The organism is Sorangium sp. So ce119 (assembly GCF_051524405.1).
Classification (GTDB): Bacteria; Myxococcota_A; Polyangia; order Polyangiales; family Polyangiaceae; genus Sorangium; species Sorangium cellulosum_G.
Window position 1 is genome coordinate 9339665 of record NZ_CP150310.1, and the last position, 23693, is coordinate 9363357.

A 23693-nucleotide genomic window follows, 5' to 3' on the forward strand; every position below is an offset into this window, starting at 1 on the left:
GGAGCGCGCCAGCCTGGAGCACGCGCGCGGCGGTTCGGCGGTCGACCATGGCAGAAGCAATCGGCTGGATCAGCTCCATCATCCTCGTCCTGACGGTCGGCAAGCAGGTCTACAAGCAGTGGAAGAGCAAGACGAGCGAGGGAGTCTCGAAGTGGCTGTTCCTGGGCCAGCTCGCTGCCTCGGCCGGGTTCGTCGTCTATAGCTGGCTGGTCGACAACTGGGTCTTCGTGGCGACGAACCTCCTCATGGTGGCGAACGCGGTCGCCGGCGCGGTGATCGTCTATGTCCAGCGGAGGCGCGGCGCGCAGCAGGCGGAGGGGGATGGGGCGAGGCCGCGGCGCGCCTTCAAGGCCCGCGGGGCCGCGGTCCACGGGGGCGCCGCGGCAGGTCGAGCGCGCGGGGTGAGGATCCTCGCGTCGTCGATCCGGTCGCGCAGCGGTGCCCGGCGCGGGGGAAGGCTGCGCAAGTCGCCGGTTCCGACGTCGTAGCGGTCCTCGCGAGGCGCTGTGAGCGCCGGTGCGGAGAGGCGCGTCGTCTATCGTCTCCGCCTCGCGCCCCCGTCCCCGTCTGCCGTCTCACGCCTATCGTGCTCGTCTGGAGTGCGCGTGCGCGTACGCGTTCCCCTCCTCGATCGTGCCGATAGAGCGCCGATCAGCTTGAAACACCCAGAAATGAAGAGATTTGAACCACAGAGGCACAGAGGGCACAGAGGAACAGCCACAAAAAAAAACAAAAACTCTGTGCCCTCTGTGCCCTCTGTGCCTCTGTGGTTCGTTTTCTCGGGGTTCAGGGCTGGCGGCGCAGGCAACCAGCGTCAGCGTTCCGGCGTCAGCTGGATAGATGCACCAAAGATGAGAGGAGCGTCCCGAGAGAGGCAAACAACAGATCTCCCTCCTCCTGGCGGCTTGCCTATTTCAATATTTGTCTCGCCCAACTGAAACAAGAACCGACAGAACCACGTCCTGTACGACATACGCGCGCCCCTTCACACAGGAGACATCGCAAGCCCACAGATTGCGCGCGAACCGATCAATCATGCAAAGTTCCAGCGAGATCGGTCAAATTTGAGCAGGAGTCGGAAGTGCCATAGACTCGACCCATGCTTCACTCTTGGATTCACGCACGAGCCATTGTGCTCACCGCGACGTTCATTGCTTCCGTGCTGTCGGGCTGCGTTGGCGAGCTGGGTGGCGCGTCGAGCGAGAGCGAGGACAGCGGGCCGTCGAGCGGCGCCGGCGACGGCAGCTCCAGCGGCGCGCCTGGCAGCGGGGCGAGCACCGGCGGCGCCGGCGCGACGACCACCGCGGCCAGCGGGGGCAGCGACGGCTCGGGCGGCCCGGCCACCGGGGTGACCACCGGGGGCAGCGACGGCTCGACCACCGTGAGCTCCGGGAGCACCGGCGGCAGCGACGGCTCCGGCTCACCGGCCGGCGGCGCCGGCGGCAGCGACGGCTCCGGCTCACCGGCCGGCGGCAGCGGCGGCTCACCTGCCGGCGGCTCCGGCGGCAGCGGCGGCTCACCGGCCGGCGGCGCCGGCGGCAGCGACGGCTCCGGCGGCGCCCCGACCGGCGGCGCCGCCGGAACCGGCGGCAGCGACGGCGCGACGAGCGCGGCGCAGCTCTGCGTCGATACGATCAACCAGCACCGCGCCACCCTCGGCTTGCCGCCCCTCGGGCGCTGGACCGAGGCCGAGTCGTGCTCCGATGAAGAGTGCGAGTCCGACGGGAACACCGGCACGGCGCACGGCGCGTTCGGCGCTTGCAAGGAGAGGGCGCAGAACGAATGCCCCGGGTGGCCTGGTCCCCCCGAATCCATGATCGCCTCGTGCCTGCAGCTCATGTGGGACGAGGGGCCCGGCGAGGACTTCGAGAAGCACGGCCATTACATCAACATGAGCAACCCCGAGTTCACCGAGGTGGCTTGCGGGTTCCACACCTTCCCGGACGGCAGCGTCTGGGCGGTGCAGAACTTCCGGTGACAGGCGCGTCCGACGTTCACGGGCCCCCGGGTCCGTGAAGATCCCGGCCCGGGACGGCCTCCTCGCCGTCCTCGTCGCCGCAACCCGCCTCCCCCTCCTCGAGCTTTCCGGTGAGCCGCACGCACGTCGCGCGGTGCACCCACACGTCGAACGCCTCCATCATCCGTCGCTCGACCGCCGCGCCCTCCAGCAGCCCGAGCGCGCGCGCCACGGCCTCCAGCGTCGACAGGGCGCCCTCGTGCGGCGCGCGCCGCAGGCCATAGCGGCTCGGCGCGCCCTCCGGCAGGGTGACCGGCTCGGCGCCGCGCGCGTCGGGATCGCGGTGGAAGGCCCGGCGCGCCTGGTTCCAGTTGCCGTCGGGGACGAGCAGCACCACCGGCTCGCCGCGCCCGTCGTCGGGCGAGAGGGCGCGCGCGCCCGGCGACGGAAAGAGCATGAGCCGGCGCCCCTCCGGCAACGGCGGGCGCGGCCGCGGCTCGATCTCGCCCCGCACCCGCACCTCCGCGCCCTCGAGCAGGCGCGCGACGAGCCGACCCGTGTTGGTGCTCCGGGTGCGCTCGATCCGGTGCGTGAGCAGCACGACGCGCGTGCGCACCGGGAGCCGGGGCAGCGCGCCGCAGAGGCACATCGCCCGCGGCAGGCCACAGCCGCGGCACCGCGGCGTCCCCCGCGCGCGGATGGGGGGCAGATCGGGCGGTTGCAGCGGGATGAACGTCATCAGGTCAGGACCAGGCGGCCCGACGGATCCGCGCGATCTCGGTCGCTGGCACGCCGGCGGACCCTAGCACGGACGGCGGAGAGACGCTCCGGCGCGGCGCCCGGGAACCTCGCGGGAGCCCCGGTGTCGTGACACCCATGCTTGCCCCCCTGGCGCTCGTCTGCCGTCGAGCCGTCGCGCTGAGCACGCTCGTCCTGATCGCCGGGTGCCACGCGCCCCCCGCGGCCTCGCCGGCCGTCGCGTCGGCGCTTCCCCTGAAGAAGCTGCGGCTGTACGAGACCGGCGTCGGATACTTCGAGCGCAGCGGAACCATCTCGCCGAGCAGCGATTCATTGCCCGTGCCGGCCTCGCACGTCGATGACGCGCTCAAGACGTTGATCGTGCTCTCCAGCGGAGAAGCGCGCGTGACAGGCATCGAGTTCGACAGCGTGCTGAGCGGCGGGCTGAGCCGCTCGCTCGCCGCGCTGCCGCTCGAGTCGGACGCGCCGGTGACGTACCGCGAGGTGCTGGAGAGCCTGCGCGGCATCGAGGTCGAGATCACGGCCGGCGCGGAGACGTGGATCGGCCAGCTCGCCGAGGTGACGGACGCCCCGCCGATACCGCTCTCGCCGCCGGCCGCCTCGGCCGCCGCCGCCGCGGGGGCCGGCGGGAAGGCCTCTCCGGCCAAGGCCGGGCCGGAGGAGCGCGCCGCCGCCGCGCCGGACACCCAGGAGGACCTGTACCTCACCCTGATCCAGCATGGCGGCGCGATCCGGCGCCTGCGCGCCTCGCGCGTCGAGCAGGTGCGCCCCGTCGACCCCATCGTCGCGGGCCGGCTCGGCGCCGCCGTGGGCGCGCTGTCGGGGCGCGCGGCGCAGATCCGCCGCAGCCTGCGCGTCCTCGCGGAGAGCGCTGCGCCGGTGCGCCTCGGCTACATCGCCGAGACGCCGGTGTGGCGCTCCACGTACCGGCTGCTCCTCGGGGGCGGGCACGCGCGGCTGCAGGGCTGGGCGCTCGTCCACAACGACACCGACGAGCCCTGGGCGGGCGTCAGCGTGGAGCTCGTCAACGGCCGGCCGGACTCGTTCCTGTTCCCGCTGAGCGCCCCGCGCTACGCGCGCAGGGAGCTCGCCCATCCGGACGAGAGCCTCTCGACCATCCCGCAGCTCGCCGACAAGACCCCCGACCAGATCTGGGGCGACAACGCCGACGGGTCGATCACCTCGATGGGCTTCGGCAGCGGCGAAGGCCGGCTGGGAGGCAGCCACGGCATGGGACTCTCGGGGACGGGCCGCGGGATGACCCTGCCCGACGGGCGCACCGAGGAGAGCGAGGCGCTCAGCATCGGCAACCTCGCCGAGGTCGCGCAGGCGGTGGGCGTCGAGAACGGCGCGCTGTTCACGTACCGGCTGCCCGGGGGGCTCCGCCTGCGCGCCCACGGCTCGGCGCTCGTCCCCTTCACGCAGCAGGACGTCGAGGCGCAGCGGCTCACGTGGTTCGAGGGCGAGCAGGAGCGGGGCCGCAGCGGCGCGCGCCTCGCGAACACCACCGCGCAGACGCTGCCCGCGGGGCCCGTCGCCGTCTACGAGGCGAGCGGCTTCGCGGGCGAGACGGGGCTGCCGCGCCTCAAGCCGGGCGAGCGCGCGTTCCTCCTGTTCGGCGTCGATCTCGACGTCGCGCTGCGGACCACCGCGCGGCGCCCGGAGGACGCGACGCAGCGGCTCGTCTTCGAGGGCGGGCGCCTCACGGAGCACTTCGTCCGCAAGCACCGGCGCACCTACGCGGTCGAGAACCGCGGCGGTGAGGGGCGGCGCGTCCACGTGGCGCTCGACATCGTGAAGAACGCCAGCGCCCGGGGCTTCGACGCGGTGGACTTCGACGAGGCGAGCGGGAGGCCGCTGGGCGTCCTGCGGATCGGGCCGCGGAGCAAGCTGGAGCGCGAGGTGACGATCGACGAGGCGCTCCAGCGCTCCCACGACGTGCGCTCGCTCTCGTCACGCGCGCTGCGGTCGGCGACCGACGTCGCCGCGCTGTCCGCCGCGGACCGCGCCGCGCTGGGCGCCGCGGCGCGGCTGTTCGAGGAGGTGGAGAAGACCGACCGGGAGAAGGCGGCCGAGAGCTCGAGCGTCGACCGCATCGAGAAGGACCTCGCGCGGCTGCGCGAGCACCTCGAGGCGCTCGGCGACAAGAGCGGATCGCCTGCCGGCGCGAACCCGCTGGTCGTCCGCATCCTGGCGCTCGAGGACGAGCTGTCCGGCGCCCGCCGCCGCGTCGAGCAGCTCGAAGCGCAGCGCGAGGCGCGCCTCGCGGCCGTGAAGGGCGAGCTCGAGCGCCTCCGTTGACGGTACCGGCGGTCAACCGACGAACCGATGAACCGGCGAACCGATGGCCTCATGGATCCATGGCCTGATGGCCAGATCGCCTGATGGCCTGATGACGTGATGGCCTGATGGCCTGATGGCGTGACGTCCTGTAACCGGACACACGGACGCGCGCGAACGACACGCGCGCGAACGACACGTGCCGGTCGCTTGCATCCCGAGGAGCCTTGCAGTAGCGAGGCTTCATGGGGGGTATGCCGTCGATACCTCCAGACCGGGTCTCCGGCCACGCTGCGCCGGGGATCCCCTGCTCGTCGCTCCGTGCGTGGCACGGCCCCGAGCACACCCCTCGAAAGGAGCGCGCGATGGCGAAGATCACCGTGTACGAGACGTTCTCAACATCGGACATCGAGGCGTTGCTCGACGCCGGCATCGCCGTGAGTCTCGCGTTCGACGCCTCCCACCCGAAGGAGGTGAAATCGGTCCACCTCGAGCTGCTCATCGACGCGAGCAACGAGGCGATCCGCGTGCTCCAGATGCGCCACAACGCCACCTACATCAAGCTGAAGGGCGCCTTGATGCACGGCGAGGGCGTCCACAAGCTCGAGTGCCACCATTTCGATCAGGGCATCGTCGACGGCTCGCCGAAATCGTACGAGATCCGGCAGAACCGGGCGTTCGTGCGCCACGGCGACATCGGCACCGTCATCCAGGACATCGGCTGGTGGTGAGCGTCGGCGCTCCTCGGAGACCGCGTGACCCTGGACAGGGCGTCGAGCTGCTGCGGGCCTGAGCCCGGCGGCGGGCTTCAGGCCCCGTCCGCGCTCGCTCCCACGCCGTCCAGGGCCGCCATCACCTCGTCCGGCAGCTCCAGCGCGGCGGCGGCGAGGTTCTCGCGCAGGTGAGCCACCGACGAGGTGCCGGGGGGCCCGGCGAGCTGCATCGCCCCGTAACCGAGGCGCTTCACGTGGCGGTGGCCGAGCTTCAGGGTCCCGGCGGCGTTGAGCTTGGACATATCATGGTCTCCTTGGGCGCGCTGGAGCCGGTGCTCGAGCCCTGGTGGCAGAGCTTCTCGGGGCCGTTCCTCTATTATCCGGGACGCCGGCTCGTCCCCGCGCCGCTGCGCGCCTTCATCGATTTCGTGAGGACAGGTCAGGCGCCCGGGGCGCGCACGAACTGCTCGTAGACCACGAGCGTGACCGGCTTGTCGTTGGCGACCTTCACGAGGATACTCTTGACGCGCAGCCATTCGAGGCCGGTCTTGCCGGCGCCCACGCGCGGCACGCCGATCCGCGCGATCCCCGCCCCGACCGCGTGCGTCACCATCGCGGCGAGCGAGCGCTCGAGCGCGGCGAGCGAGGGCCTCTTCGTCGCGTTCTCCTGGATCGCGAGGCTGTACACCGTGTCGCCGCCCTCGCTCCAGATGAAGGCCTCCCCGAGCTGGAACTTCCGCTCGGCGCTCCGCTGCTCGAACGCCGGGAGCAGGCCCGGCCAGCGCTTCTTGAACGCCACGGAGATCCCCGTGTCCATGTTGCCCACGCAGCTCACGCCGTGCGCGTACGCGTGGAGATCCGGGGTGTTGAGGAGATCGCCCTTGGTGAAGATCGTCGGCACGCGGGCACCCTAGCACCGCCGCGGTCCGCTTCGTGAGATGCCGACGGGCCCCTGAAGTCGAGGCGCCTCTCTCGCCTCACCGCGCCGTCCGCGGCGTCGGCTCGCCCCGCCGGCGGGCCGTCCTGGCCGCCGCCGGCAGCGACCTCGCTCCGGACGCGACGGCCTTCGCGCTCGAGGGGGCCGCCTTCGCGCCGCCCGGCGTCGCGCTCAGGCACTCGGCGATGAAGTCGAGGAAGGCGCGCACCTTGGGGAGAGAGGCCTTGTCGCGCGTGTAGAGGGCGTGGATGGGCACCTCCCGGTGCTCGTGGGCGCTGAGGACGACCTCGAGCGCCCCGCCGTCGAGCTCCTCGCGCACGTGCAGCTCGAGGAGCTGCGCCAGCCCGTGACCGGCGACCGCGGCGTGGCGGATGGCGTCGACGCTGTTCGTGTGGAGGCGGCCGCTCGGCGAGAAAACGATGTCGTGGCCGTGGCTGCGGAAGCGCCAGGGAAGCGGCGCGGCGCCCGCGAGGAAGCCGAGGGTGTCGTGCCGCCGGAGATCGGCGGGCGCGCTCGGCCGGCCGCGGCGCGCGAGGTACGCGGGCGAGGCGACGACGAGGAAGCGCGCCGTCCCGAGCTTCTTGTGGACGAGCTCGCTCTCGCGGAGGTGCGCCATCCGGAGGACGACGTCGACGCCCTCCGCGATCGGATCGATGACGTGATCGCGGAGGCTCAGCTCGAGCGAGACCTCCGGGCAGGCGTCGAGGAAGCGGGGGATGGAAGGCCCGAGGACGAACCGGCCGAGCACCGTCGGCGCGTCGACCCGGAGCCGGCCCCGCGGGGCGCCGCGCCCGCGGGCGAGCGCGCCGTCGGCGTCCTCGAGATCGCGGAGGATCCGGGCGCAGCGCTCGTAGTAAGCGGCGCCTTCGGCGGTGAGGCCCACGCTGCGGGTGGTCCGCTCGAGCAGGCGGACGCCGAGGCGCGACTCGAGGCGCGTGACGACGCGGCTCACGCCCGAGGCGGTGAGCCCGACCATCCTGCCGGCGCGGGTGAAGCTGCGCGCGTCGACGACCCGCACGAAGACGCCGATCTCGCTGAACGCATCCACGCGGGTCAGGCTCGCCGATTGTTGACGAAGCAGCAACAGAGCCGTGCGCGCCGGCGCCTTGGTCCTCGCGCGGGGGGCGCCTAGATTCAGGCGCGGAGGTCAACATGGGCTGGATTGAACGTCAGGATGAAGAGCTCACTGCGCGGGTCGACGAGGCGCTCCGCGCCGCGCTCGCGGATCGCCGGATCGTCGGCGCCGTCCTCCGCGTCGCGCGCGACGGCGCGATCGTGGCGCGCCGCGCGGTGGGGCTCGCGGATCGGGAAGCCGGCGTCCCGATGCGGGAGGACACGCCGTTCCGCTACGCGTCGCTGACCAAGCCGATCGTGAGCGTCGCGGTGCTCGGGCTCGTCGATCGCGGCCTCCTCTCGCTGGAGGATCCGGTCACGCGCTGGCTCCCCGAGTTCGCGCCGCGCTTCGCGGGGCGGGCCGTGCCCATCACGGTGCGCCAGCTCCTCACGCACACGAGCGGCCTCGCGTACGCGTTCCTCGAGCCGCGCGACGGGCCGTACCACGCGGCAGGCGTCTCCGACGGGCTCGATCAGCCCGGGCTCTCGATCGAGGAGAACCTGCGCCGCCTCGCGGGCCTGCCGCTCGCCTTCGCGCCGGGGACGCGGTTCCTCTACTCGCTGTCGCACGACGTGCTCGGCGCGTTCGTCGCGCGCGTCACCGGCGAGCCGCTGCCCGAGGCGGTGGCGCGGGCGGTGACGGGCCCGCTGGAGATGGCGAGCGCGTCCTTCACCCCGCGCGATCCCTCGGCGCTCGCCGCGGCGTACGCGGACGGCGAGCCGGAGCCGGTCCGCATGGTGGACGGGATCTACGTCCCCTTCGCCGGGGCCGGCGCCGTCTTCGCGCCGTCGCGGGCGCTCGATCCCCGATCCTACCCGTCCGGCGGCGCGGGGATGGTCGGCAACGCCGAGGATTTCCACCGCTTCCTCGAGGCGCTGCGCACGCGCGCCGCGTTCGCCCCGAGGCGCTGGATCGACGAGATGCTCCGCGATCAGATCGCGCCCATCGAGTCGCCGATCCTCGGCGACGGGTGGGGCTACGGCTTCGGCGCGGCCGTGCTCCGGGATCCGCGCGCCGCGGGCTCGCCGATGAACCCCGGCAGCGTGCGCTGGGGCGGGGCCTACGGTCACTTCTGGTGGATCGATCCGGTCGCGCGGATCTCCGCCGTGCTGCTGACGAACACGGCTTTCGAGGGCATGGCGGGGGCGATCACGAGGGACGTGACGCGCGCGGTGTACGGCGCCTGAGCAGGGAGGTGGATCCCGGGGTCCGGAGGACGCCGGCGCCGGCCCGGCAGCCGTGCCTTACGGGTCTTCCCACGAGGGCTCGACCGCGGGCCGCTCCCGCTCGATCACGCCGCTCCCCTCCTCCTGCCGGTCGCGGAACGGCGTCGCCTGCGGCGGGAAGTCGCGGAGGCCGCGGCCGGCGGTGAAGTCGTAGCGCACGAAGAGCAGCGCCGAGAGGCGCGGCGAGGTCTGGGACGGGCTCGGGATGTCGAACAGGAACGTCCCTTCCGCGCCGAGCGAGACGCGGTGTCCGCGCGAGAGCCAGCTCCAGAACGTGAGCCCGGCGGTGAACGCGTTGCGCAGGAAGGCCTCGTCGCGCGTCTCGTTCTCGGGCCGGTAGCTCGCGAGCCAGCCGAGCTGGACCCACGGCCACAGCCCGCGGCCCGGGAGCAGGTCGAGGTCGAGCGTCGCGTCGACGCGGTCGAGCGTCGACGGCACCGGGCTGAGCCGCAGCGACGTGCCCGCCGTGACGAGGGCGTCGACGAACGGCCGGTGCCGCAGGCGCGCGCCGAGGGAGGCCTGGGTGCGGTGCTCGTCGGCGTACGGCGTGAAGATGTCCTTGTCGGCGCCGGGGACGCCGCGCAGCGAGTCGTCGACGGCGAGGTACGTGAAGCCCGCCCACGGCGAGAGCGTGAGCTCGCCGATCGGGATCGACCAGAACGCGCTCGCGCTCGCCCTGCCGCCCACGGCGTCGCTGGCGCCCGGCTGGAACACGACGCGGCCGCTCAGCGCCGCGCCGGGGACCCAGCCGCGCGAGCTCAGGTCGAAGCGCGCCTCGGCGCCGAAGCTCTCCGGCCCGTCGCGGAGCCGCCCGAACGCGGCGGCGGCGATCCAGGCGCGCCGCTCGACGAGCTCGCGGTGGACGTCGACGCCGAGCTCGAGGAAGCGGAGCGGCAGGCGGAGGTCCTCCTCGGTGAGCTCGCTGTCGACGGCGCGCGCGTACGCGCCGACCGAGAGCGGCCCCGCGTCCGGGTCCTCGCCCACCGGGGGCGCGGGCCGGAGCGGCTCGTCCGCCGGCGCGAGGGGCGCGGGCGGCGGCGGCACGGGCGGCGGCACGCGCGGGCGGGGCGCGCCCGTGGCGACGGCGAGCTCGACGCGGAGCAGCGACCTGCCGGCGGGCGAGGCGACGCGCAGCACATGAGGGCCCTCCGGGAGGACGGCCACGCGGGTCTCGACCTCGCCGCCGAGCCAGAAGAACGGCTCGCGCGTGACGCCGAGGCGGCGCGCGGCGGCGTCCTCGGCGGTGTCGAGCGCGATGGTGCCCTCGTCGACCGGGGCGGGCGTACCGGGGCCGGGAGCGCCTGCGGCGGGCGCGCCGGGAGCGCCTGCGGCGGGCGCGGCGGGCGCGCCGTCGAGCGGGGACACCGCGTAGCGCAGCAGGCCGGCCGGCGTGGCGGCGGTGATCTCGGGGCGGCAGGCGGGGTCGTCGCCGTTCGCGGGCGCGGCGCGGCCGCGGGGCGACGCGGCGCACTCGTAGGCGGCGCGGGCGCGGATGCGCACCACGGTCGGACCGACGAACGCGAGCTCCAGGGGGCGGGCGGGATCGATGTCGTGCCAGGTCGAGAGGACGCGGCCCGAGAACGGCTGCGCCGAGCCGGCGGCGGTCGCGCGGATCCAGCCGAGGACGCTCTGGTCCGCCGGAGGCCGCACCTCGACGCGGTGGCTGCCCCGCGGCACCTGCACGACGCAGCGGTCAACCATGGGCGCGGCCGCGGCGGAGCACGCGACCGGGGCGCCGTCGAGCGCGACGGAGAACGCGCAGGGGGTCTCGTCGCGATCGAGCGCCCGGCAGACGCCGTCGAGCACGACGGCGCCCGGCGCGGCGCGGTCGAGCCGGAACTCGGCGCGCGCGCCGTCGGTGATGAGCAGCGCCGGCTCCGGCGCGTCGACGAGCGCGCGGCGCACGCGCACCCGGAGCGGCAGGTCGCGGTCGGCCCTGGCCCGGATCTCGAGCGTCGCCGATCCGGCCGTGGCGTCGGCGCGCGGCGGCACGGCCCAGCCGGTCACCGGCGCGAGCCGCGCGAGGGCGGCCGGCGGGAGCTGGACCGGCGACGCAGCTCCGGCCGGCGTGCCGGCCGAGGGAGACGCCGGCGCGCTGGCCGAGGGAGACGCCGGCGCGCCGGCCGAGGGAGACGCCGGCGCGCCGGCCGAGGGAGACGCCGGCGCGCCGGCCGAGGGAGACGCCGGCGCGCCGGCCGAGGGAGACGCCGGCGCGCCGGCCGAGGGAGACGCCGGCGCGGCACCCTGGCCGCCGCCGGCAGCCTCCCGGTCGGCCGTCTGCACGGCGAGCTCGGCGAGCGCGAGGGCGCGCAGCGTGAGCAGCCGGTCGGGCGTCGGGGCGCCGGCAGCGACGTCGGTGGCGAGGTTCGCGGCGCGGGCGAGCGCCGCGGCGGAGCGGTGGGCGAGCCCGATCCGGGTGAAGGCGTCGGCGGCGATCCGCGCGTCGCCGGCGCGCTCGGCGAGGAGGCCGAGCAGGAGCGCGTCCGCGCCCGCGCTGTCGGCCGCCGGGCCGGCGAGCAGCGCGACGCCGCGGCGCGGGTCGCCGGCGACGCGGGCCGCGCGCGCGTTGGCGAGGGGCGCGCGGTCCCCGGGCAACGGCAGCGGCGGCACGCGCGCGGGCAGGCCGAGCGGGACCGCCGGCGGGCTGCCCGGCGGCAGGGAGAAGACCGTCGACGGCGGCGCGCCCGCGCCCGACGCGCCGGGGAGCTGCCCGGCTTCAACGTCGTCGTCGGCGGCGGCGCGGTCGAGCGAGGCGAGCGCCGGGAAGCCGAGGCCCTCGAGCGCGGCGGCCCGCTGCGCGCGGAGCGCCGCGCGGTCGGGTGCGGGCGCGGCGCGGAGGGCGCGCGTGGCGCCCCGGATCTGCTCGAGCGTGCCGTCGACGGGCGCGCCGGACGGCGGGCGCGCCGGCGTGACGAAGCGCGGCGCGGCGGGCGCGGCGGGGTGGAGCCGCACGGCGGCGCGGAGCAGCGTCGGCGCGGAGGTCTCGACGCGCAGCTCGCCTGCGCCGGCGGGGACCGGGATCTCGATCGACCCCGTGGCGCCCGCGGTCACCCAGGCCTCGTGGACGGCGGCGCCGGCGCGCACGCGGAGCACGCGCGCGGCGGGCGGCGCGCCCGAGGGCCGAGGAGCGCTCGCCGCGCCGCCGGGGGCCTCCGGCTCGCGCGCCGCCTCGCCCAGCACCGCGGGCGGCGCGAGGACGACGCGCGCCACCGTGGCGCGCTCGGGGTCGGGGAGCGCGAAGGTCACGGCGCCGTCGACCCAGGCCCACTGCATGATCTCGCGCAGCGACGCGCACGGCGCGCGCCCGCTGCGCGGGACGCGCGCCAGCACCGGCGGGGCGCCCGCCGCGCGCGCGAAGGTGCGCGGGCCGGGCGCCACGGCGACGACCGACGTGAGCCCGGCGCCGCCGTGCACCGCGGCCGGCGCGCCGTCGATGAGCACCGACGACTCGGGGACCACCTCGCTCGAGGCGCTCCGGAGGAGCACCCGCGCGTGGGCGCCCGCCGGCGCCTCGACGGTGAGCTCCGCGCGCGGGGCGTCGAGGAGCGTCCAGCGGAGCCCGGACTCCGCGTTCACGTCGCACAGCGCGCCCGTGGCGCCGCGCTGGGCTGCGCTGCCGGAAGGGGCCGGCGGCTCATCGCGCGGCGGCGAGACCGAGCTCCACGTGGTGACGCCGTCGGGGATGTCGAGCGCGTCCCAGGGGGCCTCGCGCGCCCAGGCGATCCGCGCGAGGGGCGCCGCGCTCTCTACATCGCCGTGGGCGAGCGCGTACCGCTCGGCAAGGGGCGCCCCGACCGGCCGGCGGCCGTCGACGGGCGGGGACAGGGCCGCGCCGAGCGCGGACACCGCGGCGAGGTCGTCCGGGTGCGCGCGGCCGCCGGCGGGCCCGCGCGGCGGCGCGGCGGGCCCGCGCGGCGGCGCGGCGGGATCGCGCGGCGGCGCCGCCGCGGGCGCGGACCAGGGCGCGGCCGCGGCACCGGGGCCTTCGTGCGCGGCGGCGAGCCGCGTGAGGGCGGCGCGCTGGAGGGGCGCGGCGATCGCGGCCGCCCCGCCCTGCGCCGCCGCGTAGGCCTGCGCCGCGCGCGCGAACGCGACGCCGGGGGACGGCGCCCAGCGCACCGACTCGGCGAGGACGAGCGCCCGGAGCGGCGGCGGCACGGCCGGCCGCGCGGCGAGGTCGAGCGCGGCCTTCGCGGCCGCGGGGGCGGCGGCGCGGTCCGCGGCGGCGAGGAGCCGCGGCGCCTCGGCGTGGGCGTGCGCGCCGTGCGCGCTGTCGCCAGCGGGCTCGCGCTGCGCCGCGCGGTCGAGCAGCGCGGCGCGGTCGCGCTGCGGCGCGACGAGCTCGGCGACGCCGGCGCGCTGCCGGTGGCCGCTGGCAGCGACGGCGATCTCTCCCTCGACGACGTCGACGGTCGCCTCGCGCGAGTCGACGGGCAGCGGCACCCGGATCCAGCGCGCCTCGCGCCAGCGCGCGGCGTCCGCGAGCCGCGGCCCGGTGCGCCAGGCGATCTCCCGGACGACGGCGCCGCCGGCGCGGACCACGACGCGCGTGGCCCCGTAGGCGCGCGGCCGGAGGGCGATGCGCAGCACGTCGGCGCCGGGCGCGCGGAGGCCGAGCCGCGCCCCGGCCCCGAGCGATCGCCAGGGCGTGGCGCGCTCGACGGCCGGGAGGTCGGGGCCCTCGCGGCCGCCGCGCACCTCGACCGCGCGCGGGGTGAAATACGGCTCGACGAGCGGCCGGAGGAGCAGCGACTCCTCGAGGTAGCGCGCGGTGAGCCATGCGGCCGCGGCGGGATCGAGGCGCGCGGCGGGCGGCGCGGGAGGAGCGCCGGCGGCGCCCTGCGCAGACAGCGCGCCGCGCGCGGCGTCGACCCACCGGAGCAGCGCGCCCGCCTCGGCCGGCGCGGTCGCCGGCGCGGGCGCGCGGCCGCCGAGCCACGCGGCGACGTCCTCGTCGAGGCGGTGCCAGGCGAGCGGCGCGCTCTCCCGCGCGGCGACCCGCACCGCGACCGGCGAGCTCTCGGCGCCGCGCGGGACGGCCGCGCGCACGGCGATGAAGCGCGCGCTGGACCAGGCCGGCACCGCGACGTCGCGCGCGCCCCCCTCGAGCGGCGGCAGCGGCATCCAGGTGATCACGTCGGGCGCGTCGCCGACGCCGGAGCCGAGGCCGATGCCCGCGACCTCGCCGCGCACCTCCAGCCGATCGCCGGGCTCCACCGGCACGAGGAGGAGCTGCTCCGCGGTGAGCGCGACGGGCCGGGTCGGGTCGGCTGCGATGGGCGCGGCGCTCGCGCTCGGCGTCCCGCCCGGCGCAGGCGCGCCCCGCTGCGCGCCGTGGCTCCACGCGATCACCCGCGCGCGGTCGGGGGCCACCCAGGCGAGCGGCTCGGCGGCGCTGGCCTCGCGCGCGCCCGGCAGGCCCGGGGTCACGCCGAGGGCGAGCGCGAGCGCCGCGCCGAGCAGCGCGCGGCGGGCAGCGGACGCGGCGAAGGCGTCGACATCCACGGCGATTACCCTTCTCCCATGGCCATCCTGCGCCCCGTGCGCCGTGAGCTATCGGGCTATCCGATTTCCGGTAGCGAGCGCAAGCGCGCGATCGGCGATGGCGCGCCGCGTCCCGCGCGGGGACGGGGCGCGCCGCAGCCGCTGTAGGGGCGGATCGCCAGCGCTTACGGGAGCGGCCAGCGCCGCTCGCGCTTCAGCCGCTCGAGCAGCGCGGCGAGCGCCGTTCCGTCCATCTCGACGAGCGACGCATCGTCCTCGGGCGACAGCGCGAGATCGAGCACGTCGCACACGTCCCGCACGGCCTGCTGGAGGCCCTCGTTGCGTCCCTCGCGGAGCCCTCTGTCGCGGAGGGACTCGAGGCTCGAGTGCCCTTCGCGCTGGAGCAGGCTGGTGAGGACGGCCCGCTGCGCGGCGGCGCGATCGTAGAGCGCCTCGACCTGCACCGGGTTCTGCAGCACGCCGGGCGCGTGCAGCAGCTCTCCCGGGAGCGCGCGCCGTCGCGGCACGCCGGGCGCGTGCACCTCGACGTGACGCGGCGCTGCGAGGCGCACGACCCAGACCCAGCGCGTCCCTGCGCCGAGCAGATCGCCGATCTTCCGGGCCAGGCGCGCCTCGTCCTCGCCGACGTCGGCGTACTCGATGGCCAGCGCCGGCGCGCCCGGCACCCAGCCCTGCGAGTCGGGCGCGTTGCCCACGGCCACGTGCGGGGCGCGCAGCAGCCCCGGCGCGGGGGTGTAGCCCGTGCCGACGCCGGCCTCGGAGACGGCGGGATCCCACGCGACGACGGCGCCGCCGACGAGGAGGGCGGCCGAGGCGCGCCCACCGAGGGGCAGGCAGACGATCGGGTGCCCGTGGGACAGCTCGTACGGGTCGCCTGGCCGGACCTGATCGGCGCGGAAGGGCCCGCGCTGGTCGGGGTCGTGGTGGCTGGCCGGGATGCCGGGCGACGTGGCGGCCGGGGGAGGCGGAGGCGATGTGGCCGGCGCGGGGGCGGGATCGGGCTGGTCCGGCGCGGGGGTCGGGCTCGGGGAGGGGCCGGCCGGCGAGACGAGGAGCTCTGGGGATTGCACGGGGTATCTGGGTCGCATGCAGTGGATTCCGGGCGCGCAGGCGGCCTGGTCACGGATTCGCCAACCGGTGGGATCGGCGGCGCGCTGGCGGCCGCCGCTGGATTTCACCCGTCGCGGCTCGGCCCTCTCGGGACCGGTTCGACCGCCCTCTGCGCATCGGAAACGATGCCGGGGGACCGGTTCGACCGCCCTCTGCGCATCGGAAACGGTGCCGAGCGACCGGTTCGACCGCCCTCCGCGCATCGGAAACGGCGCCGAGGGACCGGTTCGACCGCCCTCCGCGCATCGGAAACGGTGCCGAGGGACCGGTTCGACCGCCCTCCGCGCATCGGAAACGGTGCCGAGGGACCGGTTCGACCGCCCTCTGCGCATCGGAAGCTGTCAGAAGGGCGGCCCGAAGCCTCGCCGGGTGATGATCATGCAGAAGCTCAAGGCTGCTCAGCGGACCTGCTCCGCCCCCCGGCTCCACTCGCCGATCGGTGCGCCTGCCCGGCAGGGCTGGCGAGAGGCTCGATGGAGTCAGCTCTGCGTCGTAGGCTGGCGAGGCGGACCGCTGGAGCTGTCCGATGTGCCGGTCGGAGTGCTAAGGTGCACACGGGTCTCCCATGCGGCTGCTCGATCTACACATCGAAAACATCGGCCCGTTCAATGAAGCGCGTCTGGAGTTCCTCCAAGCGCCCGACGCTCCGGTCCCCGTAGCGATCATCACTGGGGAGAACGGGACCGGGAAGACTATCCTGCTCGATGCGATCCGGGGGCTGTTCGGGCATCTCTACGGGGAGCCCGAGCGCGCCATCTGGCGGAACGGAACGCCGTTTCTGATGACGGCCACCCTGGTCGTCGAGGGACGCCAGAAGGTGCTCAAGGCGACGGAGATACAGCCCGGGACGTTCAACTTCGGAGATATCCGCAAAGACATTTCTACTCTTCCATCGAAAGTCGAGCAGGGACAGCAATGCCCGAACTGGGTAGTAGATTTCTGGCGCTCTGCGCTACCTGCGGACACATACACAATCAATCAACTCACACGGCAGGAGCCAAAGCTCTTCCTGCGAGATGCTCTGAGAGGCATCCAGCGCAACGCCGCGGTGACCGAGCTCATCTGCACCTTCGATTACCTCCGCGGCAGCGAGGATCCCCGCGATCGCCGCGACGGTGAGGTCCTCTACGAAGCCATACGCCGCATCGTCGAGCTCAGCGTGCTCGACGGGGAGCTGAGCCATGTTGACCGGCGCGCTTTCATGCCCATGGTGCGACAGAGCGGTCAGCTCGTTCCGCTGTCCAACCTGAGCAGCGGCAACGCATACCTCATCCAGCACATGATCGGCTTGCTCGGCAAGATGTACGCCGTGCACGTGCTACGCGAGACAGACGCCTCTGAGCTCTGCAAGACGCCAGGGTTGCTCCTCATCGACGAGGCCGAGAACCACCTGCATCCTCGCTGGCAGAAGCGCTTCTTGCGCGACGTGCTCAGCCTCTTCCCGAACCTTCAGATCATCGCCACGACGCACTCGCCCTTCCTCGTCGGCTCGGTCCCGGGCGCGAGGGTATTCGTCTGCCGTTACGATCGGGAGCGGAGGACCTGCGTGGTCGACGACGCCACTGATCTCTACGCGAACAAGCCGGTGGAGGAGATCTTGCTCTCCCCCGCGTTCGACGGCACACAGCCGTTCGGCGAGGAGATCTCCCGGCTGCTCGAGGAACGAAAAGCCGCGTTCGAGGCAGGGGACAACCTTCGGCGTCGGGAAATCGAGAGGCAGCTCAAGGACAAAAATCCCGAGTACTTCTCGTACATCGACGTGGAAGAACGGCTGCAGGCGCTGCGCGGCGAGGGGGCATGATCCCGATCAAGCGACTGCCACCGCCTGACGTCCTTGTACGGAATGAAGAGCGCTGGCGCACCGCATTCCTCGAGCAGCGCGCAAACGACCCACAGAAGCGGCCGAGCTCCAGGCAGTACGCGCACCCGGATATCGTCTCCGCCCTGGAAACGATGAGTCACCACAAGTGCTTCTACTGCGAGCAGAGCACGAAGCAGACACGACGCGAGGTCGACCACTACATCGATGTTGCCGAGGACCCGGCGCGAGCGTTCACGTGGACGAACCTCTACCTGTCTTGCTGGGAGTGCAATCATCAGAAGCAGCCCCACAGGGCCATCCCGACCACCGACTGCCTGGATCCTTGCGCGCCGAACGCTCAGCCCTGCGCGCACCTGGTATTCGACGACGAGCTCATTCGAGCTCGCGAAGGCTCTGCGCAAGGGCTCGCAACCATCAAGAAGTACAGGCTCAGCCGACCGGATCTGGACCACAAGCGCCTGAAGCAGCTTCAGCTCTTCAACAAAGCGCTCGGCCAGATCAAGGACGCCATGATCGCCGAAGGCCGGAAGCACATGAACGAGAAGGAGAAGGCACTGCTGCGGAGCTTCCGCGCTCCTGATTTCCCCTTCTCACTCATGTTCAGCGTAGTTCTCGAAAGGCTTCACCTGTAACTCCGCCATCGGGGCGACCCGGCCCCCCGGACCACGCGCTGGCTGCTGCGCCCATGCAGCCGAGCTCGGCCTGTCGCCGCGCACGCCATGCCCACGGGACGCGCACTCCCGGCGCAACGCCAGTATCCGCGGTGGAGTCACATCTCGTTCAGGAGATCATCACCCTTATTCGATGGTGCTCTGCCGCCGGACTTCCCCGGAGCGCGTGTTCTCGAAGGCGCCGTGGGAGGAGCCGCGTCGCTCTGCGACACATCCGCGGACGCCCCCGCATCGGGCAATGGCGCCGCGGCGCGCTCCGGTGCTGATTCAGCAGGAACCGCTCCGGCCGACGACGCCACCAGTCCTGCTCCGCCGACGCTCGCCGTCGGCGCCGCTCCACCGACGCTCGTCGCCGGTGCCACCGCTTCGGCCACTTCCGCGGGGCCGGAGATCACGGAGCGCACGAGCAAAACCCCGCCGACCACCACCGCGAGCCCCACCGCCGCCCCGATCACGACCCCTGTGCGCCCTCGCTTCTGTGGCAGCGTCACATCGGCCTGGGTCTGCGACGAGGGGGAGAACGTGGCTGTCGGCTGGAGCAGACCCGCGGGGGGGATTGCCGGCTCCGTCGCTGAGACCCGCGCCGGCTCCGTCGCCGAGATCCTCGCCGGCACCGTTGCGGAGATCCGCGCCGGCACCGGCTCCGTCGACGACATCGCCGCCGCCTCCCCAACGGCGATCCTCGCCGCCTCCGCCGCGGAGATCCTCGCGGTCTCCCCCGCGGCTGCCGGCTGCGCCGCGGCTGCCTGCACAGCGCCCCACGGCGCGCCCGCCCCGGGATCGCGCGCCCCGGGCAGCGCCGCGAAGGCCTCGACGAGCTCGGTCGCGCTCTGGAACCGCCGCGCCGGATCGCGCTCGAGCGCCCGGTGGAAGAAGGCGTCCACCTCCGCGCCGAGCCCGGGCGCCACCTCCGAGGGGAGCGGGATGGGCGCCGTGCAGATCTCGACGAGCACATCGCCGAGCTCCTGCCCCGGAAAGGGGAGCTGGCCGGTGACGCACTGGAACGCGATCACCCCGAGAGACCAGAGGTCGGAGCGGTGATCGACCTTGCTGCTGCTCCGCACCTGCTCGGGGCTCATGTAGCTCGGCGAGCCGAGCAGCGATCCCGTGCGCGTCGCCCCGGCGCTCTCGACGAAGGTCACCTTCGCGACGCCGAAGTCGACGACCTTGGCGACCAGCTCGCCGTCCTGGAGGGAGAGGAAGATGTTGCTGGGCTTGAGATCGCGGTGGACCAGGCCGAGCTCGTGCGCCCGGCGCAGGGCCCTGCCGACATGATCGAGAATGGCCAGCGTGACCGGGAGCCCGAGGCGCCGCTCGCGCCCGAGGCGCGCCGCGAGGTCCTCGCCCTCGAGCAGCTCCATCACGATGTAGGGCGTCTCGTCCTCGATGCCGTAATCGTAGATCTGCACGGCGTGCGCGCTCTTGAGCACGGCCGCGGCCCTCGCCTCGCGCTCGAAGCGCGCCCGCAGCTCGGCGGAGTTGGCGAATTGCGGCGCCATGAACTTGATCGCGAGTTCCACGCCGAGCTGCAGGTGCCGGCCCACCCACACGCTGCCCATGGCGCCCCGCGCCAGCTCGCGCTCGACGCGGTAACGGCCTGCAATGGTGATGCCTGGCGCGATCTCGAGCACGGGGAGAGCATAGTGGAGGCAACGTGCTCGGTCCACCGGCGAGGCGGATCACCGGGGACAACCGCCGACGGTGCGGCGCGACGCCCCGGCCCGGCAGCCGTCTCGGCCCGCGCCCTCTACTCGTCGCGCGCGCAGCGAAACCCGAAGAACGAATAGCGCAGCTCGGGCTGCTCGCCGATGCGCTCGGTCGTGCTCAGCGTCTCTTCACCGTGGGAGAACGCTCCGCCATGAGCCGCCCTGCCGAACTCCCCCTCGATCAGGGACGCGCAGTTGTCGCAGGGCGGGACGGGCTCGTTGTGATAATCGAAGACCCACTCATACAGGCTGCCGGCCAGATCGGCCTGCTTCCACTTGCCGTCGCCGGCCGGGGATCGCGATCCCACGCTCGGGACCGGGCACACCGTGGTCGTGGTCTCGCAGCCGAACACGGCCAGCTCGTCGCTCGGGGCCTCTGCTCCCCACGGGTACGCGCGGTGCTCGTTCCCGCCGGCAGCCGCGTAGTTCCACTCGGCGTCCGTAGGCAGCCGGCCCCCGTCCCAGGCGCAGAAGGCGAACGCGACATACCAGCTCACGCAGTTGATGGGCGCCGTTTCATTGCCGGACGGCTCATCGGTCCACGTCCTGAAGTTCGCGTCGCACTGCAGCTCATCCACCAGCTCGTCCCGGCTCGCGGGCAGCTCCGGATCCCAGGCCGCGTCCCAGCCGCTGCCGTCGATGAGCGGGTGCGCGCCCGCGCCCGCCGCCGGCTTGATCGCCGGATAGCTCGCGACGAACTGCCGGAACCGACCCACCGTGACCTCGAAGCGATCGAGGTGGAAATCGGCGACCGTCGCCGGATACGCCGCGTTGTTGAGGCGATTGAACGTGCCGCCCACCACCTCTTCCGCCGCGCAGCAGCTCTCATTGGACGCCGGGCCGCAGGTCGGCGCCACCTGATCGCAGCGCGGCAGCGAGAAGACGTCCGGCTCGACGTCGGGGATGCACGCGCTCCCGAACGCCGGCAAGAGCGCGAGCGCGGCGAGCGCTCCGAGGGAATGCAGGGACACGCGATCACCTGTGCGCATCAGAAGCTCCCGGAGATGCTGGCGCCGGCGAGGGAAGGCGCGATCCAGGGCGTCACGACGGCCGCCTGCGCCGGCGCAGCCCGATCCTCGCTGCCCGCTCGGACGATCCCGAAGGTCGCCACCCCGAGCGCGACGAGCCCTGCGCCGCCGAGGCCGATGAAGAGCGGCAGATCGCGGTTCTTGCGCGCGTTGTCGGCCGCGACGTCGTATCCGGGGTTGCAGTACGTCCCGCCCGGGGCCTCGCGGCAATTCTCTCTCAAGGCGTCGATCGCGGACAGGTCGTCGATCAGGAACCCGACCGACGCGCCGACGAGGGCGATCCCGGCGGCCCCCGAGATCCACGCCCAGGTCGGGACGCGCCCGCCCGACGCTTCGTTCGTGTCCGCCGCCGTCACGGGCGCGCTCGCGGAAGGCGCCGCGGCCGCCGGTCGCAACGTGAGCTCGACCGTCACCGTCTCGCCCTCCTTGAGCGTCACCGAGCGGGTCTCCGCCTGGTGCCCGGGGGCGCTCGCGCGGATCTCGTGCGGGCCCGGATCGATCGGCAGCGCGTCGCCCAGCGCCGCCGCCGGGAGCGGCGTGCCGTCGCGCTGCACCTCCACGCGGGGGGGCGCGCCCTCGACCACGACGCGGAGCTTCGGCACGCGCGGCTCGAGCGCCGCGAGCCCCTTCTGCGCGAGCTCCTCGAGGCCCCGCCGCCGCTGCTCCCCCGCCGTCTCGCGGTTCAGGACGAGGGCCCGATGGTAATCGTGCCAGGCGGTCGCGAGCTTGCCCTCGTGCTCGTGGCACCGCGCGATGTTGATCATGGTGCTCGCGGAGGGGTTCAGCTCGAGGCTGGCCTCGAACTTCGGGCACCCCGCGGCGTAGTCGCCCTTGTCGACGAGCGCGCGCGCGGCCTTGAAGAGCGCCTCTGCGGCCACCGGGTCGCGCGCGGGCTGCTGCGCGCGCGCCGTCGCGCCGCCGAGCGCGATCGCCGCCCCCGCCGCGAGCGCGAGGGCGGCGCGCATGCCCGGCATGGGAGCAGCGCCGCAGCGGGCGCCGGCGAGGTGAATGCGCGGCGCCGCGCGAGGGGGCTGTCTCCCGAGCGGGCTCGTTGTCGATTCCACCATGGGTGCTCGTTCCGCTGCGGCGAGCCCGAGGGGCGCGCGGGGGAACTCTACACAAAAACGTCCGGACGACCAGCCTGTCGACGATCGCGCGAGCCGCGCTCGACCGCGAGAGCCCCCTCCCCTGTCTGACGTGCTGAGCGCAGGAACGGGCGCCGCCCGGCGCTCATCGCTTCATCATCGCGAAGGCGACACCGCTCTGCAGCGTCAGGCGCGTCGTCACGCCGCCGAGGTCGCGTCCAACGCGCGTGAGCTCCTGCGCGATGCGGGGACCGATCCCGGTCAGGACGACCTCCGTACCGAGCAGCCGCGCGGCCTGCGCCAGCTTGACGATCTCGTCGGCGGCGTCCGGACCCAGGCTCGGAACGCCCGTGAGGTCGACGATCGCGACACGGGTCTTCCGGGCAGAGATACCCGCGGTCAGGGTGGCCTGTACCTGCTGCATCCGATACCGATCCATGTGCCCGATGAGCGGCATCACGGTGATGTCGTCGGTGATCGGGATGAGCGGCATGGAGAGCGCTTCGAGCGCCCGTGCCTGCTCCCGGATGATCTCCTGCTGTGCCCGCTGCTCGGCGGCCGCCGCCTCGGCCCGCCGGCGCTCGGTGATATCGCGGATCAACACCAGCGCCTCGGCCGCGTCGAGCCCGACGATCCGGGCCTCGTGGTGGCGAAGCTCCCCACCCACCGGCTGCTCGTACTCGAGGACCTGCGTCGTGTCGTCGGCGAGGACCCGGCGGAGGTCGTCCAGGAGGCGCCGCGCGACGTCGTCCGGCAAGGCGTCGCCGACAGGCATGTCCCGCGAGAACCCGGGCTGGAGGGCCACCGCGAGCCCGCGCGGCGGCTTGACCTCCAGGCACCTGCCGTCCCTGTCCACGCGGAGCACCATGTCCGGCAGCGACTGAATCAGCCGGCGGTGCTTCTCGTCCTGAGCCGAGCTCCGGGCGACCGCCTCCTCGAGCTCGCGCTCCCGGTTCCACTTCTCCGTGAGCGCACAGGCGATCTGCCGGACCTCGACGACATCGAACGGCTTCTTGAGGATGAGCAGGCGATCGGTCTGGCCGAACCGCGCCATCACGTCTTCCCAGCAGCAATCCGAGTAGGCGGTGCAGATCACGCCCTGAAGGAGAGGATCTTCCTCCCACAGCCGAGAGAGCGTCTCCACGCCGTCCCACCCCGGCGGCATGCGGACGTCCACGAACGCCACCGCGAACGGGGCGCCGACCTGCACGGACCTGCGCACCGCCTCCAGCGCCGCCTCGCCCTGGTAGGCAGACGTCAGCTCGAAGCTCGGCCCCCGAGGCGCTCCGCCCTGGCCGCCGAAGAGCAGCGCGTCCAGCGCGTCGAGCCCGGCGGAGCTCCCGGCGGGGGCCAGGACGTCTCGAAAGGTCCTGTGGATGCTCTCGGTGTCGTCGACGACGAGGACTCTCCTGTTCTTCGCGCTGGCGCCGTTCATCGGCTCAGCGCCTCCTGCGAGCGACCACACATCATCGACCTCTGTGCTCAATGTTCTTCCACCGTGGCAGGCTCCCACCGACGCGCCCCTGAGAGCACCTGAAACCCCATGTCGGGCCGGCGCCCGCACGCTCGCCAGCTCCGAGGGAGCCTACCCTACAACATGCCGCGCGCGCAGCGGGGAAACTGCGCGTGAGCGACCGGCGCCCCCGCCTCCTCGATGGGTCCGCGCGCCGCGCGGATAGGCGACGGTGACCGAGCGACGCGGCGCCTCCGGTCCGCCGTGCTCGCACCATGACAACTCGGTTTGCTGTTGCAAGGCACCCACGAACTGGCTCCAATGAGC

General features: G+C 73.9%; 17 protein-coding genes and 1 pseudogene. 8 read left to right on the plus strand and 10 right to left on the minus strand.

All coding sequences use genetic code 11. From position 1 onward, the window contains the following. Nucleotides 1-47: 47 nt before the first annotated feature. Complete coding sequence (locus WME76_RS35215) at nucleotides 48-488, plus strand: hypothetical protein (protein ID WP_437956570.1); 441 nt, start codon at nucleotides 48-50, stop codon at nucleotides 486-488. Nucleotides 489-1099: 611 nt separating this feature from the next. Further along, nucleotides 1100-1978, plus strand: coding sequence for a CAP domain-containing protein (locus WME76_RS35220; RefSeq protein ID WP_437956571.1), 879 nt, complete (start codon nucleotides 1100-1102; stop codon nucleotides 1976-1978). A gap of 16 nt (nucleotides 1979-1994) precedes the next feature. On the opposite strand, the gene WME76_RS35225 is transcribed toward WME76_RS35220, so the two are convergent. Beyond that, on the minus strand, nucleotides 1995-2696 hold the full coding sequence (locus WME76_RS35225; RefSeq protein ID WP_437956572.1) for a tRNA-uridine aminocarboxypropyltransferase: 702 nt from the start codon (nucleotides 2694-2696) through the stop codon (nucleotides 1995-1997). A gap of 137 nt (nucleotides 2697-2833) precedes the next feature. Here WME76_RS35225 and WME76_RS35230 point away from each other — a divergent pair, with 137 nt between their 5' ends. Beyond that, nucleotides 2834-5017 carry a hypothetical protein gene (locus WME76_RS35230; RefSeq protein WP_437956573.1) on the plus strand — a complete coding sequence of 728 codons (2184 nt, stop codon included), beginning with the start codon at nucleotides 2834-2836 and terminating at the stop codon, nucleotides 5015-5017. Nucleotides 5018-5361: 344 nt separating this feature from the next. Continuing rightward, nucleotides 5362-5727 carry a hypothetical protein gene (locus tag WME76_RS35235; RefSeq protein ID WP_433929923.1) on the plus strand — a complete coding sequence of 122 codons (366 nt, stop codon included), beginning with the start codon at nucleotides 5362-5364 and terminating at the stop codon, nucleotides 5725-5727. A 77-nt stretch (nucleotides 5728-5804) separates the two neighbouring features. Here WME76_RS35235 and WME76_RS35240 read toward each other — a convergent pair. After that, nucleotides 5805-5921: pseudogene (locus WME76_RS35240) on the minus strand (oxidoreductase); the annotation flags it as partial. Between the two features lie 93 nt (nucleotides 5922-6014). Here WME76_RS35240 and WME76_RS35245 point away from each other — a divergent pair. Then, nucleotides 6015-6182: a hypothetical protein gene (locus WME76_RS35245; protein ID WP_437962244.1), complete on the plus strand. Its 168-nt coding sequence runs from the start codon at nucleotides 6015-6017 to the stop codon at nucleotides 6180-6182. Here WME76_RS35245 and WME76_RS35250 read toward each other — a convergent pair. Both WME76_RS35250 and WME76_RS35255 read right to left on the minus strand, forming a co-directional pair. Continuing rightward, entirely contained in the window at nucleotides 6149-6610 is a 462-nt protein-coding gene (locus tag WME76_RS35250; RefSeq protein WP_437956574.1) for a macro domain-containing protein, read from the minus strand. The genes WME76_RS35245 and WME76_RS35250 overlap by 34 nt on opposite strands. A gap of 76 nt (nucleotides 6611-6686) precedes the next feature. Next, complete coding sequence (locus tag WME76_RS35255; protein ID WP_437956575.1) at nucleotides 6687-7694, minus strand: LysR family transcriptional regulator; 1008 nt, start codon at nucleotides 7692-7694, stop codon at nucleotides 6687-6689. 104 nt (nucleotides 7695-7798) lie between these two features. Between WME76_RS35255 and WME76_RS35260 the strand changes: the two genes are divergently transcribed. Further along, a complete protein-coding gene (locus WME76_RS35260; RefSeq protein ID WP_437956576.1) occupies nucleotides 7799-8947 on the plus strand; it encodes a serine hydrolase domain-containing protein in 1149 nt (382 codons plus the stop codon). Nucleotides 8948-9004: 57 nt separating this feature from the next. Here the strand turns inward: WME76_RS35260 and WME76_RS35265 are convergent, their stop codons facing one another. Together WME76_RS35265 and WME76_RS35270 are read right to left on the minus strand one after the other, a co-directional pair. Next, nucleotides 9005-14491, minus strand: coding sequence for a hypothetical protein (locus WME76_RS35265; protein WP_437956577.1), 5487 nt, complete (start codon nucleotides 14489-14491; stop codon nucleotides 9005-9007). A 164-nt stretch (nucleotides 14492-14655) separates the two neighbouring features. Next, complete coding sequence (locus WME76_RS35270) at nucleotides 14656-15561, minus strand: hypothetical protein (protein ID WP_437956578.1); 906 nt, start codon at nucleotides 15559-15561, stop codon at nucleotides 14656-14658. 605 nt (nucleotides 15562-16166) lie between these two features. Here WME76_RS35270 and WME76_RS35275 point away from each other — a divergent pair. Together WME76_RS35275 and WME76_RS35280 are read left to right on the plus strand one after the other, a co-directional pair. Then, complete coding sequence (locus tag WME76_RS35275) at nucleotides 16167-17402, plus strand: AAA family ATPase (RefSeq protein WP_437956579.1); 1236 nt, start codon at nucleotides 16167-16169, stop codon at nucleotides 17400-17402. Beyond that, nucleotides 17399-18055: an HNH endonuclease gene (locus WME76_RS35280; protein WP_437956580.1), complete on the plus strand. Its 657-nt coding sequence runs from the start codon at nucleotides 17399-17401 to the stop codon at nucleotides 18053-18055. Before WME76_RS35275 ends, WME76_RS35280 begins: the two co-directional genes overlap by 4 nt. Before the next feature lie 137 nt (nucleotides 18056-18192). Here the strand turns inward: WME76_RS35280 and WME76_RS35285 are convergent, their stop codons facing one another. From WME76_RS35285 to WME76_RS35300, 4 genes are all read right to left on the minus strand, one after another. Further along, nucleotides 18193-19725, minus strand: coding sequence for a protein kinase domain-containing protein (locus WME76_RS35285; protein WP_437956581.1), 1533 nt, complete (start codon nucleotides 19723-19725; stop codon nucleotides 18193-18195). Between the two features lie 116 nt (nucleotides 19726-19841). After that, nucleotides 19842-20771 (minus strand): formylglycine-generating enzyme family protein, encoded by a 930-nt coding sequence (locus WME76_RS35290; protein ID WP_437956582.1) that lies wholly within the window; start codon nucleotides 20769-20771, stop codon nucleotides 19842-19844. Nucleotides 20772-20788: 17 nt separating this feature from the next. Then, a complete protein-coding gene (locus WME76_RS35295) occupies nucleotides 20789-21895 on the minus strand; it encodes a PEGA domain-containing protein (RefSeq protein WP_437956583.1) in 1107 nt (368 codons plus the stop codon). 163 nt (nucleotides 21896-22058) lie between these two features. Next, nucleotides 22059-23348 carry a PAS domain-containing protein gene (locus WME76_RS35300; protein ID WP_437956584.1) on the minus strand — a complete coding sequence of 430 codons (1290 nt, stop codon included), beginning with the start codon at nucleotides 23346-23348 and terminating at the stop codon, nucleotides 22059-22061. Nucleotides 23349-23693 lie beyond the last annotated feature (345 nt).